This is a genomic window from Micrococcus sp. FDAARGOS_333 (assembly GCF_002206575.2).
Lineage (GTDB): Bacteria > Actinomycetota > Actinomycetes > Actinomycetales > Micrococcaceae > Micrococcus > Micrococcus lylae.
This window is the reverse complement of record NZ_NJFJ02000001.1, coordinates 2,387,595-2,400,570: the sequence shown is the minus strand read 5'-3', so window position 1 is coordinate 2,400,570 and position 12,976 is coordinate 2,387,595. Positions and strand designations below refer to the sequence as shown.

The window sequence follows — 12,976 nt, the reverse complement described above, 5'->3', positions numbered from 1 at the left end:
CATGTTTGAGCCCACCCGTAAGAACATCCAGCCCTCGGACGCCACCCTGGTCATCACCCAGACCCGCGGCGTCTCGGGCGTGAAGCAGAACCAGCGCGACACCCTGCGCTCGCTGGGCCTGAAGCGGATCGGCCACCAGGTCACCCGCAAGGCCGACGCGGCGACCGTCGGCATGGTGAACACCGTGCCGCACCTGGTGTCCGTGGAGGAGGTCAGCAATGGCTGAGAACGACGCCATCCGGATCCACGACCTGCGTCCGGCCCCGGGCGCCAAGACCGCGAAGACCCGCGTGGGCCGCGGTGAGGCCTCCAAGGGCAAGACCGCCGGCCGTGGCACCAAGGGCACCAAGGCCCGTTACCAGGTGCGTCCGGGCTTCGAGGGCGGCCAGCTTCCGCTGCAGATGCGTCTGCCGAAGCTGCGCGGCTTCAAGAACCCGTTCCGCACCGAGTACCAGGTCGTGAACCTGGACAAGCTGAACACCGCCTTCCCGGAGGGCGGCGAGGTCTCGGTCGAGGCCCTCGTCGAGAAGGGTCTGGTCCGCAAGAACCACCCCGTCAAGGTGCTCGGCTCCGGTGAGATCTCCGTCGCCGTGCAGGTGAAGGCCCACGCCTTCTCCGCCTCGGCCGTGGAGAAGATCGCTGCCGCGGGCGGGTCCACCGAGACCCTCTGACCCCCCGCGGTCGCACAGAGGCCCCCGATCCCCAGGTCCGCCTGGGGGCCGGGGGCCTCTTGCATCGCCGTGTAGACTGCCCTGGTGGTCCGCGTGGGCGGTGCCACAGCCCGTCGCGTCGAGAGGCGGGGACCACCACACCGACCGCACACAGGAGGACGCGTGTTCAAGGCCATCGGCCGGATCTTCCGGACGCCAGACCTGCAGCGCAAGATCTGGTTCACGCTCGGCATCATCGCCATCTACCGGCTGGGCGCCTTCATCCCGTCGCCGGGTGTGGACTACGGGAACGTGCAGATGTGTCTGGCAGCGGGCAACGCCTCCGGTGGCCTGTACTCGTTCGTGAACATGTTCTCCGGCGGCGCGCTGCTGCAGGTCTCCATCTTCGCGCTGGGCATCATGCCCTACATCACCGCGTCGATCATCGTGCAGCTGCTGCGCGTGGTGATCCCGCGCTTCGAGCAGCTTCACCAGGAAGGCCCGCAGGGCCAGGCGAAGCTGACCCAGTACACGCGCTACCTGACCCTGGCGCTGGCCCTGTTGCAGTCGACCACCATGGCGTCGCTGGCCCGCACCGGCGCGCTGCTGGGCTGCCAGCTGCCGCTGCTCGTGAACGACTCCATCGTCACGGTCCTCATGGTCGTCCTGGTCCTCACCACGGGCACTGTCCTCGTGATGTGGATGGGCGAGCAGATCACGGAGCGCGGCGTCGGCAACGGCATGTCCCTGCTGATCTTCGCCTCCATCGCCGCCGGCTTCCCGTCCGGCATCGGCCAGGTGTGGCAGACCCAGGGCGTCCGCACGTTCCTGATCGTCATGGTCATCGGTCTGCTGACCATGCTCGCGGTCGTCTTCGTGGAGGAGTCCCAGCGTCGCGTCCCGGTCCAGTACGCCAAGCGGCAGATCGGCTCCCGCACCCTCTCCGGCCACTCGACGTTCATCCCGATCAAGGTGAACATGGCCGGAGTGATCCCCGTGATCTTCGCGTCCTCCGTGCTGACGCTCCCAGGCATCCTGGTCCAGTTCAACACCCCGCAGGACGGCTCGAACCCGCCGGCCTGGGTGACGTTCCTGGCCGAGTACTTCACCGGCGGCGACCACCCGGTCTACATGGCCCTGTACCTGCTGATGATCGTGGGCTTCACGTACTTCTACGTGTCCATCACCTTCAACCCGAAGGAGATCTCGGACAACATGAAGCGCTATGGCGGCTTCATCCCGGGCGTCCGTGCGGGCCGCCCCACGGAGCGGTACCTTGAGTACGTGATCAGCCGCATCACCTTCCCGGGCGCCCTGTACCTGGGCGTGGTCGCGATGATCCCGCTGATCGCCTTCGTGCTGATCAACGCCAACCAGAACTTCCCGTTCGGCGGCACCTCGATCCTGATCATGGTGGGCGTCGGCCTGCAGACCGTGAAGCAGATCAACGCCCAGATGGAGCAGCGTCACTACGAGGGCCTGCTGCGCTGAACCGGACCCACGACCCCCTCCACCGATCCCGACAGTGAGGAACAAGAAATGACTCGCATGCTGATCATGGGCCCTCCCGGCTCCGGCAAGGGCACCCAGGCCGCCCGGATCGCCGACAAGCTGGGGATCGTGGCGATCTCCACGGGTGACATCTTCCGCCACAACGTGAAGGAGATGACCCCGCTCGGCGTGGAGGCCAAGCGGTACATCGACAACGGCGACTTCGTCCCGGACGAGGTGACCAACCGCATGGTCGCCGACCGCATCGCGCAGCCGGACGCGTCCTCCGGCTTCCTGCTGGACGGCTACCCGCGCACCGCCGGACAGGTGGAGGCGCTGGACTCCATGCTCAAGGACTCGGGCCACGCCCTCTCCGTCGTGGTCGAGCTGACCGTCCCGGACGAAGAGCTCGTCGCTCGCCTGCTCAAGCGCGCTGAGATCGAGGGCCGCCCCGACGACACCGAGGACGTCATCACCCACCGTCTCGACCTGTACCACCAGGAGACCGCGGCGGTCATCGAGAGCTACCAGGACCGCGGCATCGTCACCCGTGTGGACGGCACCGGCCAGGTGGACGACGTCACCGAGCGCCTGCTGCAGGCCGTCTACTCCGTGCGTGCGGCCACCGGCACCCTGCCGGTGGTGGACCAGGGCTCCGAGGAGGCCTGATCGGGTGTTCGCGCGTCGTTCCCTCGAGCTGAAGACCACCTCCGAGCTGCAGACCATGCAGCGCGCGGGGGTGGTCCTCTCGCGCGCCCTCGACGCCGCCGTCGGCGCGGCGGCCCCCGGGGTGACCACCGCAGAGCTGGACCAGGTGTTCCGTGCCGTGCTGGACGAGCACGGCGCCACGTCCAACTTCCTCGGCTACCACGGGTTCCCGGCGACGATCTGCACGTCGGTGAACGAAGAGGTCGTCCACGGGATCCCGGGCGAGCGCGTGCTGCAGTCCGGCGACGTGGTGAAGATCGACGGCGGCGCGATCGTGGGCGGCTGGCACGCCGACTCCGCGCGCACGGTGATCCTCGGCTCCTCGGAGGCCGGCACGGCGGACCCGGAGGACGAGCGGCTGTCCGAGATCACCCGTGAGGCCCTGTGGGTGGGCATCGCCGCCCTGGCGACGGCGAGCAACGTGGGCGAGGTCGGTGACGCGATCGATGACTTCGTCAGCCAGCAGCCGGGGCCCCCGCTGGGCATCCTCGAGGACTACGTCGGCCACGGCATCGGTTCGAAGATGCACATGCCGCCGGACGTCTTCAACTACCGCACCGGGCACCGCGGCCCCAAGGTGCAGCCGGGCATGGCCTTGGCGATCGAGCCGATGCTCGTGCGCGGCGGCATCGAGACCGTCACCCTGGAGGACGACTGGACGGTCGTCACCACGGACGGCGGGCGGGCCAGCCAGTGGGAGCACAGCGTCTGCCGGCATCGCGGGGGAGTGTGGGTGCTCACCGCGCCGGACGGTGGCGCCTCCGAGCTCGCGCGCTTCGGCGTCACCCCGGTGCCGCCGGGGGAGTGATCCCGGCATCCGCGGCCGGCGCTCGGCCTGCGGGGAGGTGCTGGTCCAGACCCCGACGACGGCCCCTCGCCTTCGCAGGGCGAGCGACCGTCGTCACCGGTTCACCGGGGCAGTGGCAGGTGACGACCTCCGCAGCGCTCCGCGACGCCGTCGGCGGTTGGAATCAATGCTGAGTTGGGGTAAGCTGGGGCGCTGACTGTGCCTCTGCCTGTCCAGGCGGAGGTGGGTCGAACCCATTCCTGTCCCATCGCGCGAGGGCCTGTGCCCTGGCGAGGCGGGGCCCAACGATTGTGGAGGACATGGCTAAGAAGGAAGGTGTCATCGAGGTCGAGGGCACGGTGACCGAGGCATTGCCGAATGCAATGTTCCGGGTCCGCCTGCAGAACGAGCACATCGTGCTCGCGACGATCTCCGGCAAGATGCGTCAGCACTACATCCGCATCCTCCCCGAGGACCGGGTCGTGGTCGAGCTTAGCCCGTACGACCTCAACCGGGGTCGCATCGTGTACCGCTACAAGTAAACCGTCCGACAAGCGAGCGCAAGAGGAGGAACCGTGAAGGTTCAGCCGAGCGTGAAGCGGATTTGCGACAACTGCCAGGTCGTGCGCCGTCAGGGCCGCGTGCTGGTGATCTGCTCGAACCCGCGCCACAAGCAGCGCCAGGGCTGAGCGTCCGCCCCGGTTCGGGGCGGCGCCGCCTGAGTGCACATCACCCATATTCACATCGGCCATCAGGGCCGAGACATCAGGACAGCGTCCACCGCCTGCGGGCGGAGCGCGGACGCAACCTCCGGTCGCAGGGGCCGGAGACCGCTCGCGGCGGGGCCGCCGGCACGGATCCACACCGGAACACTTCCCCGGTGCCGTGCAACGGGCCGCGCAGGCCACCAGGCCACGTGGGCGGGACGTCACTGGTGCAGACCCCTGCTGCAGAAGGAACAGGAGGGCGGCCATATGGCTCGTCTTGCAGGCGTTGACATCCCGCGCGAGAAGCGCGTGATCATCGCACTCACGTACATCTACGGTGTGGGCAGGACCCGCGCCGAGGAGACCCTGGCGGCAACGGGCGTCGACCCGAACATCCGCGTGAAGGACCTCTCGGACGAGCAGCTGGTGAAGCTGCGCGACCACATCGAGGGCACCTACAAGGTCGAGGGCGACCTCCGCCGCGAGGTCGCCGCCGACATCCGCCGCAAGGTCGAGATCGGCTCCTACGAGGGCCTGCGTCACCGTCGCGGCCTGCCCGTGCGCGGCCAGCGCACCAAGACCAACGCCCGTACCCGCAAGGGTCCGAAGAAGACGGTCGCCGGCAAGAAGAAGTGATCCCCGGCGCCACGGCCCCCGCCGCACAGGACGGGTCGAGGCGCTGCAGGTAGATCCACCCCAGCTTTCCCGTAGGAGATATCCATGCCCCCGAAGACTCGCGCAGCGGTTCGCAAGCCGCGTCGCAAGGCAAACAAGAACATCACCGTGGGCCAGGCCCACATCAAGAGCACGTTCAACAACACCATCGTGTCCATCACCGACACCACCGGCGCCGTGATCGCCTGGGCCTCCTCCGGCGAGGTCGGCTTCAAGGGCTCCCGCAAGTCCACCCCCTACGCCGCGCAGATGGCCGCCGAGCAGGCCGCCAAGCGTGCGCAGGAGCACGGCATGCGCAAGGTCGATGTGTTCGTGAAGGGACCGGGCTCCGGTCGCGAGACCGCGATCCGCTCCCTGCAGGCCGCAGGCCTCGAGGTGGGCTCCATCCAGGACGTCACCCCGATGGCGCACAACGGCGCCCGCCCGGCCAAGCGCCGTCGCGTCTGACACCTGTCGAGTCCCCGTGGCCCTCGCCTGAGGGGCGCGGGGACAGGTCCTCGGACCTGCCCACCCATAGAACTCGTTTCCACCCCCTGCGTGCGTCATATGGCGGACGCCCGCCGAAAGGAAATGTCCGTGCTCATTGCACAGCGCCCCACGCTGACCGAAGAGGTTGTCTCCGATCGTCGTTCCCGGTTCGTCATCGAGCCTCTGGAGCCCGGCTTCGGCTACACCCTCGGCAACTCCCTGCGCCGCACTCTGCTGTCCTCCATCCCCGGTGCTGCCGTGACCAGCATCCGCGTGGACGGTGTGCTGCACGAGTTCAGCACCATCAGCGGTGCCAAGGAGGATGTCACCGAGGTCATCCTCAACATCAAGAAGCTCTCGGTCTCCTCGGAGAACGACGAGCCGGTCGTCGCCTACCTGCGCAAGCAGGGTTCGGGCGTCGTCACCGCCGCTGACATCACCGCGCCGGCCGGCGTGGAGATCCACAACCCGGACCTGCACATCGCGACGCTGAACGCGAAGGGCAAGTTCGAGATGGAGCTGACCATCGAGCGCGGCCGCGGCTACGTGACCGCGGCCCAGAACAAGCTGGCCGACTCCGAGATCGGTCGCATGCCGATCGACTCCATCTACTCGCCGGTGCTGAAGGTCACCTTCAAGGTGGAGGCCACCCGTGTGGAGCAGCGCACGGACTTCGACCGTCTGATCCTGGACGTGGAGACCAAGGAGTCCATGCTCCCGCGTGACGCCGTGGCCTCCGCAGGCTCCACGCTGGTCGAGCTGTTCGGCCTGGCCCACGAGCTCAACGTCGAGGCCGAGGGCATCGACCTGGGCGAGGCCCCGGCCGACGCCGCCGTCTCCGCGGACCTGGCACAGCCGATCGAGGAGCTGGAGCTCACCGTGCGCTCCTACAACTGCCTCAAGCGCGAGGGCATCCACTCCGTGGGTGAGCTCGTGGCCCGCTCCGAGGCCGACCTGATGGACATCCGGAACTTCGGCGCGAAGTCCATCGACGAGGTCAAGGAGAAGCTCTACGAGCTCGGTCTGTCCCTCAAGGACTCGCCCGCCGGCTACGACCCGCAGGCCCACGCCGAGCAGATGGACGACGATCCGTTCTCCGAGTACTGAGCTCGACGCACCACCAAACCTGTCCGCCGATCCCGTGAGGGGTCGGGGATCACCTGAGGAGAAACACCATGCCTACCCCCACCAAGGGTCCGCGCCTGGGCGGCAGCCCGGCCCACGAGCGCATCATGCTGGCCAACATGTCGGCCCAGCTGTTCGAGCACAAGTCGATCACCACGACGCTCACCCGTGCCAAGCGTCTGCGCCCGTTCGCCGAGCGCCTCATCACCTTCGCCAAGAAGGGTGACCTGCCGGCCCGTCGCAAGGTCCAGGGCATCATCGCCGCGAAGAACCGTACGAACAAGACCGTGGTGCACGAGCTGTTCACCGTGATCGCCCCGGCCATGGCCGAGCGCGACGGCGGCTACACCCGCATCACCAAGATCGGCAACCGCAACGGCGACAACGCCCCGATGGCCGTCATCGAGCTGGTCATGGACCCGGTGTCCGCCAAGCAGGCCGTCGTGAAGGAGGCCGAGCAGGCCACCGCCGCGGCCCCGGCGGATGCCGCCCCGGCGGAGCCGCAGGTGGACGAGGCCCAGGCCGTCGCCGAGGCTCCGGCCGAGGAGACCGCCGCGACCGAGTCCGCCGCGACCGGTAACGGCCCGATCCCGGCCAACGAGGACGGCTCGGCGCCGGAGGGCGCCGACATCAAGGGCAACGCGGACTCCATGAAGTACCACGTGCCCGGCTCCCGCTGGTACGACCAGACCACCGCCGAGGTCTGGTTCGCCTCCGTCGAGGACGCCAAGGCCGCGGGCTACGCCCCGGCCGGCGGCGAGGCCGCCCAGAAGGTCTCCGAGTGATCTTCGCGCCGGTGCGCTGACGCCGGCACCGCGCCAGGGGTCGTCCCCTCCGTTGTGGAGGGGGCGGCCCCTTCGCCGTGCCCGCCGTCTCCGCTCGGTACACTGCCAGGGTGTTCGGCGACCCCTCTCTCGACAGCCTGGCGGCCTACCTGATCGACGTGGCCCCGGGCCTGCTGCTGGTGGTCGCAGCCCTGGCGGTCGTGCCCGGGCGCATGGTCGCCGCCCGTGTCCTCGTGGCGATCCTCGGCGTCGTGCTGCTGCGCGACGCCATGGTCGGGCACGGTCTGTTCACGTTCGGCACGGCGGGGGATCGGGCCGTCCTGTGGCTGCGCTTCACCTCGGACCCGATCCAGCTGATCAGCCTGTCCGTGCTCGCTCTGGCGGCGGTCGCCGGCCTGGTGGCGGCCTTCCGGCAGCGCTCCCGTGGGATGCGGTGGACGGCGGACCGCGCTTGGCTCTCCGGCCCGGTCGGACTTCTCGGTGCGGCTGTGATCGTCCTTCCCTTCGCGGTCCTCTACGGCTCGGTGCCCGCCCTCTCGGCGGGACTCGGGTTCGGCGACGTCCCGCTCGACGCCCGTGGCGGTGGCGTGGCGGCCGGCATCCTCGTCCCGCTGCTGGTGTTCGCCTTCTGCGCCGGCCTGCTCGTGGAGGTCCTGTTCCGCGGTCTGCTGCAGTCCGAACTGGAGCACCACACCACCGTGGCGCGCTCGGCTCTGGCCTCGGCGGCGGTCTTCGCCGCCTGCCACGTCTTCCTGGCCTCCACCGTGACCGAGGTCGGCTGGCCGATCCTGGCCTTCACCCTCGTCGAGGGGCTCGTCTGCGCTGCGATCGCGATCCGCCACGGCGTGCTCGGCTCGACCATCGCCCACGGCGGCGCGCTCTTCCTGCTGGCCTCGGGGCTGGTGTGATGACCGCCGTCACCGCCGCAACGTCGGCCACCGGCGAGGAGCCGCGTCTGGTCCGGGTGCGCCTGGACCTCGCCTACGACGGCACCGACTTCCGCGGCTGGGCCGCCCAGCCTGGCCTGAGCACCGTGCAGGGCTCCCTCGAGGACGCGTTGGAGACCATCCTGCGCCGACCGGTGCGCACCGTCGTGGCCGGTCGCACGGACGCGGGCGTCCACGCGGCCCACCAGGTCGTCCACCTCGACCTCAGCGAGACCGAGTGGGAGGGCCTGGTCCGCGGCCGCGCTGGCCTGGAGCCGGGGGAGACCCTCGTCCGGCGTCTGCACGGGGTGCTCCGCCGTGCATCGGACGCGGTCGTCATCCGCTCGGCCGTCCGCGCCCCCGAGGGCTTCGACGCCCGCTTCTCGGCCCTCTGGCGTTCCTATCGCTATCGCATCAGCGACCGGCCGGACACCCGCGATCCCCTCCGCCGGCGGGACACCTACTGGCATCGCGAGCCCCTGGACGAGGCGAGGATGCAGGCGGAGGCGCGTTCCGTCGTCGGGCTCCACGACTTCCTGAGCTACTGCAGGCCGAGGCCGGAGGGGACCACCATCCGGGAGCTGCAGTCCTTCACCGTGGAACGCGGCTCGGACGGGGTGCTCGAGTGCCGCCTGCGCGCGGACGCCTTCTGTCACCACATGGTGCGCGCCCTCGTCGCCGCGGCCGTGGCTGTGGGGGAGGGGCGTCAGGAGCCGGGGTGGATGGCCGAGCGTCTTCAGGCGCAGGCCCGCGACTCCCTGTCCCGTCTCGCCCCGCCGCATGCCCTGGTCCTGGACCACGTCGAATACCCCGACGACGGCTCCCTCGCCTCCCGGGCGGAGGGCACCCGGGCCCGTCGCGACGCCACGCGGATCGACGGGGATGCCTGAGGACGCGTGCGGAAGGCGACAGCGCCCCCGGTGGCAATCGGGGTGGCGAACCGATATGATGTGATGTCGTTGCGCATGTCCGCATCCGGATTCAGGCGCGCCGCGAGAGGCTCAGTTGCATGGCCGTGTTCTCGCCGGCGCCCATCGGATGTTCAGGGCCCGGATGCTCGCCAGTCCTCACCTGGCGCCCGGTGCGCGCGGAGAACTGACAGCCGCGTCAGGCCTGACTCACGCCCGGCCCGGCACGGCTGTGACCGAACTACCGACCATGAAGGCAGACAACGTGCGTACGTACACTCCCAAGCCCGGTGACGCCGACCGTCAGTGGCACGTCATCGACGCCACCGATGTGGTGCTCGGCCGCCTGGCCTCCCAGACCGCGATCCTGCTGCGCGGCAAGCACAAGCCGACTTTCGCCCCCCACATGGACATGGGCGATCACGTCATCATCATCAACGCCGAGAAGGTGGCCCTGACCGGCGCCAAGCTCGAGAAGAAGCGCGCCTACCGCCACTCCGGCTACCCGGGCGGCCTCAAGTCCGTCTCCTACGAGGAGCTCCTGGAGAAGAACCCGGTGCGCGCCGTGGAGAAGGCCGTCAAGGGCATGCTCCCCAAGAACTCCCTGGCCGCCCAGCAGCTGTCCAAGCTGAAGGTGTACCGCGGTGCCGAGCATCCGCACGCCGCCCAGCAGCCCAAGACCTTCGAGATCGGCCAGGTCGCCCAGTAATCGGCGCCCGCCCTTCGAGACCTTTTCAAGGAGACCCCATGACCATCAATGAGAACGAGGGCGTGGAGCTGACCAGCTACACCTCCGAGTCCGCTCAGACCTCCGACGCCCCGGCCGCCACCGAGCGCCCGGCCCTCACCGTCGCCGGCTCCGCCGTGGGCCGCCGCAAGGAGGCCGTGGCCCGCGTCCGCGTCGTCCCGGGCTCCGGCCAGTGGACCATCAACGGCCGCACCCTGGACAGCTACTTCCCGAACAAGCTGCACCAGCAGGAGGTCAACGACCCCTTCACCCTGCTGGAGGTCGAGGGCGCCTACGACGTCATCGCCCGCATCCACGGCGGCGGCCCGTCCGGCCAGGCCGGTGCGCTGCGCCTGGGCATCTCCCGCGCGCTGAACGAGATCGATCGCGAGCACAACCGCCCGGCCCTGAAGAAGGCCGGCTTCCTGACCCGCGACGCCCGCATCATCGAGCGCAAGAAGGCCGGCCTGAAGAAGGCCCGCAAGGCCCCGCAGTACTCGAAGCGCTGATCCTCGCCGCCGCGAGGGGCAGGTCCGGCTCTCCGCGACGGACCGGCCGCTTCGCCGGCACAGCAGACCGTGGCCGGTCACCCCGTGTGGGGTGGCCGGCCACGGCCGTGTCCGGGGCCTGCGGCGGCGACCCCCGATGGGGGCCTCCGCCGTCCGCCGCAGGGTGCCTTCAGAGCACCTTGGCAAGGAACTCCTGGAGCCGTGGGGTCTGCGGCGCATCGAAGATGCGCTCGGGCACGTCCTGCTCCATGATCCGTCCGTCCGCCATGAACATGACGCGATCGGCGACCTCGCGGGCGAAGCCCATCTCGTGCGTCACCAGCACCATCGTCATGCCCTCGTCGGCCAGGTCACGGATGACCTGCAGCACTTCGCCCACCATCTCCGGGTCGAGGGCGGAGGTCGCCTCGTCGAAGAGCATGACCTCCGGGCTCATGGCCAGTGCGCGGGCGATCGCGACGCGCTGCTTCTGCCCGCCCGAGAGTGATCGGGGGCGTGCCTGGGCCTTGTCCCCGAGCCCGACGCGCTCCAGGAGCCGCTGAGCGGTGGCGCGAGCCTCCTGCTTCGTCGCCAGCCCGAGCTCGACGGGGGCCAGTGTGATGTTCTCCTCGACGCTGAGGTGGGGGAAGAGGTTGAAGTGCTGGAACACCATGCCGATGCGTCGACGGACCTCGTCGATGTCCACGGAGGCGTCCGAGAGGTCGTCGTCCCCGATCAGCACGCGCCCGGAGGTGAGGTCCTCCAGCCGGTTCAGGCAGCGCAAGAACGTCGACTTGCCGGAGCCCGAGGGGCCGATCACACAGACGACCTCTCCCTCCGCCACGGTCGCGTCGATGCCCTTGAGGACCTCGTTGTCGCCGAAGTGCTTGTGCAGGTCCTCCACCACGATCTTGGGGGCGGCGGACTCTGCCTCCGGGCGGGGTCGGGTGTCGTTCACGGGAGCCTTCACTTGTTGATCTTCCTCTCCACGAAGTTCGCCAGCTGTGTGAGGAGCCAGATGGCCACGAAGTAGATCGCGGCCACGATGAACAGCACCTCGGTCACACGGAAGTTGGACGCGTACACCTGCTGGGCCTGGTACAGCAGCTCGGCGAAGCCGATGGCCAGCAGCAGCGAGGAGTCCTTCAGCATGATGATCAGCTGGTTGATCAGGGACGGCGTCATGATGGTGAACGCCTGGGGGAGGACCACGCGGCGCATGGTCTTGCCGTATCCCAGGCCGAGGGAGCGTGCCGCCTCGGCCTGGCCCGCGTCCACGGACTGGATTCCTCCGCGGACGATCTCGGCGATGTAGGCGGCTCCGTTGAGTGCGAGTGTCAGCACGCCGGCGACCCAGATGTTCACGGGGACGCCGATGATGCCGGGGAGCCCGAAGTAGAAGAAGAAGGCCCACACCAGCAGCGGCGTGCCTCGGAAGACGTTGATGAAGATGTTGGCGATGCCGCGCAGCAGGACGTTGCCGGAGACCTTCATGAAGCCGAAGAGCAGGCCGAGGGCCATGGCGGAGAGGAAGGCGATGCCCGTGACCAGCAGGGTGTTCTGGAGGCCCTTGAGCAGGGCAGGCATGATCTGCGTGAGCATCTCGAAGAACGACGGCGGCTCAGGGGTGCCGTCGCCGGCCGCGTCGCCGAGATATTCGGCGACGATCTCGTCGTACTCGCCGGACTCCTTCAGCTCGGCCAGACCGGCGTTGAAGTCGGCGAGGAGCTGCTCGTTCATCCCCTTGTTGACGGCGAATCCGTAGTTGCCCGTATTGATGGGCTCGGCGACCAGCTTCAGGCCGGAGCCCTGGGTGACCCCGTACGCCAGCACGGGACGGTCGTCCATGAGGGCGTCCGCGTTTCCGGTCTTCACGGTCTGCACCATCGTGGTGCTCTGGTCCAGGGAGGTGAGCTCGAAGTCGATCTCCTCCTGCTTCTTCTTGGCCTCGTCCTCGGAGAGGGATCCGGTCTTCACCGCAACGGTCTTGCCCTCGAGGTCCTCCCACGACGTGATCTCGTCGTTGCCCTCCGGCACGGCGAGCTGCAGCTCGGACGTGAAGTAGGGGTCGGAGAAGTCGTAGACCTGTGCACGCTCATCGGTGATGCCCATGCCGGCGATCACACCGTCGACCTGGTCGGAGGACAGTGCCTGCAGCGCGGCGTTGAACCCGATGGACTCCCATTCGACCTGGAAGCCCTGCTTCTCGGCGATCGCCTCCATGAGGTCGACGTCGATGCCGGTCAGCTCGCCGTCCGGCCCTCGGAACTCGAAGGGTGCGAAAGTGGAGTCGGTGCCGATCGTGTAGGTGGGGCCGTCCGCGGCTCCGCCGGAGTCGGTGTCCCCGCCGGCGGTGCAGGCCGAGAGGAACAGGGCGAGGAGGACGCCGAGCAGGACGAGGGGCGCGGCAGGACGTCGCCGGGGGGATGGACGTTGACGGTGCGTGACCATGGGTCTCCTCATGTCGGGGCGATGGCCGTCGACCTCCGCGTGGGCACGGGGGAGGACGGTCGTGCCATGCTAGCCGGTTG

Annotated in this window: 17 protein-coding genes; 15 read left to right on the top strand and 2 right to left on the bottom strand. The window is 69.0% G+C overall.

The genetic code is table 11. The features are described 5' to 3' along the window. The first annotated feature begins 1 nt into the window (after position 1). From rpmD to rpsI, 15 genes are all read left to right on the top strand, one after another. Positions 2-226 (top strand): 50S ribosomal protein L30, encoded by a 225-nt coding sequence (gene rpmD / locus CEQ11_RS10630; protein ID WP_067188411.1) that lies wholly within the window; start codon positions 2-4, stop codon positions 224-226. Next, positions 219-671, top strand: coding sequence for a 50S ribosomal protein L15 (gene rplO, locus CEQ11_RS10625; RefSeq protein ID WP_088478586.1), 453 nt, complete (start codon positions 219-221; stop codon positions 669-671). Before rpmD ends, rplO begins: the two co-directional genes overlap by 8 nt. A gap of 162 nt (positions 672-833) precedes the next feature. Then, positions 834-2,141, top strand: coding sequence for a preprotein translocase subunit SecY (secY, locus tag CEQ11_RS10620; protein WP_088478585.1), 1,308 nt, complete (start codon positions 834-836; stop codon positions 2,139-2,141). Between the two features lie 48 nt (positions 2,142-2,189). After that, a complete protein-coding gene (locus CEQ11_RS10615) occupies positions 2,190-2,810 on the top strand; it encodes an adenylate kinase (protein ID WP_088478584.1) in 621 nt (206 codons plus the stop codon). 4 nt (positions 2,811-2,814) lie between these two features. After that, positions 2,815-3,657, top strand: coding sequence for a type I methionyl aminopeptidase (map, locus tag CEQ11_RS10610; RefSeq protein ID WP_088478583.1), 843 nt, complete (start codon positions 2,815-2,817; stop codon positions 3,655-3,657). A 299-nt stretch (positions 3,658-3,956) separates the two neighbouring features. Then, on the top strand, positions 3,957-4,178 hold the full coding sequence (infA, locus tag CEQ11_RS10605; protein ID WP_067188402.1) for a translation initiation factor IF-1: 222 nt from the start codon (positions 3,957-3,959) through the stop codon (positions 4,176-4,178). A 33-nt stretch (positions 4,179-4,211) separates the two neighbouring features. Beyond that, the gene (gene rpmJ, locus CEQ11_RS10600; RefSeq protein WP_088478582.1) at positions 4,212-4,325 is read left to right on the top strand and encodes a 50S ribosomal protein L36; all 114 of its coding nucleotides are present in this window, start codon (positions 4,212-4,214) and stop codon (positions 4,323-4,325) included. Positions 4,326-4,610: 285 nt separating this feature from the next. Further along, positions 4,611-4,979: a 30S ribosomal protein S13 gene (rpsM, locus tag CEQ11_RS10595; protein ID WP_067188400.1), complete on the top strand. Its 369-nt coding sequence runs from the start codon at positions 4,611-4,613 to the stop codon at positions 4,977-4,979. Positions 4,980-5,063: 84 nt separating this feature from the next. Then, positions 5,064-5,465, top strand: coding sequence for a 30S ribosomal protein S11 (rpsK, locus tag CEQ11_RS10590; RefSeq protein WP_067188395.1), 402 nt, complete (start codon positions 5,064-5,066; stop codon positions 5,463-5,465). Between the two features lie 129 nt (positions 5,466-5,594). Next, the gene (locus CEQ11_RS10585; RefSeq protein WP_088479024.1) at positions 5,595-6,593 is read left to right on the top strand and encodes a DNA-directed RNA polymerase subunit alpha; all 999 of its coding nucleotides are present in this window, start codon (positions 5,595-5,597) and stop codon (positions 6,591-6,593) included. A gap of 68 nt (positions 6,594-6,661) precedes the next feature. Continuing rightward, on the top strand, positions 6,662-7,396 hold the full coding sequence (rplQ, locus tag CEQ11_RS10580; protein ID WP_088478581.1) for a 50S ribosomal protein L17: 735 nt from the start codon (positions 6,662-6,664) through the stop codon (positions 7,394-7,396). A 110-nt stretch (positions 7,397-7,506) separates the two neighbouring features. Beyond that, positions 7,507-8,304 carry a type II CAAX prenyl endopeptidase Rce1 family protein gene (locus tag CEQ11_RS10575; protein WP_227718847.1) on the top strand — a complete coding sequence of 266 codons (798 nt, stop codon included), beginning with the start codon at positions 7,507-7,509 and terminating at the stop codon, positions 8,302-8,304. After that, complete coding sequence (gene truA / locus CEQ11_RS10570) at positions 8,304-9,212, top strand: tRNA pseudouridine(38-40) synthase TruA (RefSeq protein WP_088478580.1); 909 nt, start codon at positions 8,304-8,306, stop codon at positions 9,210-9,212. Before CEQ11_RS10575 ends, truA begins: the two co-directional genes overlap by 1 nt. Positions 9,213-9,495: 283 nt before the next feature. Next, positions 9,496-9,939: a 50S ribosomal protein L13 gene (rplM, locus tag CEQ11_RS10565; protein ID WP_067188578.1), complete on the top strand. Its 444-nt coding sequence runs from the start codon at positions 9,496-9,498 to the stop codon at positions 9,937-9,939. A gap of 38 nt (positions 9,940-9,977) precedes the next feature. Then, positions 9,978-10,466, top strand: coding sequence for a 30S ribosomal protein S9 (gene rpsI, locus CEQ11_RS10560; protein ID WP_088478579.1), 489 nt, complete (start codon positions 9,978-9,980; stop codon positions 10,464-10,466). Positions 10,467-10,635: 169 nt separating this feature from the next. Here the strand turns inward: rpsI and CEQ11_RS10555 are convergent, their stop codons facing one another. Then, entirely contained in the window at positions 10,636-11,403 is a 768-nt protein-coding gene (locus CEQ11_RS10555; protein ID WP_088479022.1) for an amino acid ABC transporter ATP-binding protein, read from the bottom strand. Positions 11,404-11,411: 8 nt separating this feature from the next. Further along, positions 11,412-12,896, bottom strand: coding sequence for an amino acid ABC transporter substrate-binding protein/permease (locus CEQ11_RS10550; RefSeq protein ID WP_087133605.1), 1,485 nt, complete (start codon positions 12,894-12,896; stop codon positions 11,412-11,414). Between the last annotated feature and the right edge of the window lie 80 nt (positions 12,897-12,976).

What these genes read in the sequence shown, in the direction of transcription:
- rpmD (WP_067188411.1), top strand. Translation starts at nt 2, where the DNA reads ATGTTTGAGCCCACCCGTAAGAACATCCAGCCCTCGGACGCCACCCTG.
- rplO (WP_088478586.1), top strand. Translation starts at nt 219, where the DNA reads ATGGCTGAGAACGACGCCATCCGGATCCACGACCTGCGTCCGGCCCCG.
- CEQ11_RS10615 (WP_088478584.1), top strand. Translation starts at nt 2,190, where the DNA reads ATGACTCGCATGCTGATCATGGGCCCTCCCGGCTCCGGCAAGGGCACC.
- infA (WP_067188402.1), top strand. Translation starts at nt 3,957, where the DNA reads ATGGCTAAGAAGGAAGGTGTCATCGAGGTCGAGGGCACGGTGACCGAG.
- rpsM (WP_067188400.1), top strand. Translation starts at nt 4,611, where the DNA reads ATGGCTCGTCTTGCAGGCGTTGACATCCCGCGCGAGAAGCGCGTGATC.
- rpsK (WP_067188395.1), top strand. Translation starts at nt 5,064, where the DNA reads ATGCCCCCGAAGACTCGCGCAGCGGTTCGCAAGCCGCGTCGCAAGGCA.
- rplQ (WP_088478581.1), top strand. Translation starts at nt 6,662, where the DNA reads ATGCCTACCCCCACCAAGGGTCCGCGCCTGGGCGGCAGCCCGGCCCAC.
- truA (WP_088478580.1), top strand. Translation starts at nt 8,304, where the DNA reads ATGACCGCCGTCACCGCCGCAACGTCGGCCACCGGCGAGGAGCCGCGT.
- rpsI (WP_088478579.1), top strand. Translation starts at nt 9,978, where the DNA reads ATGACCATCAATGAGAACGAGGGCGTGGAGCTGACCAGCTACACCTCC.
- CEQ11_RS10550 (WP_087133605.1), bottom strand. Translation starts at nt 12,896, where the DNA reads ATGGTCACGCACCGTCAACGTCCATCCCCCCGGCGACGTCCTGCCGCG.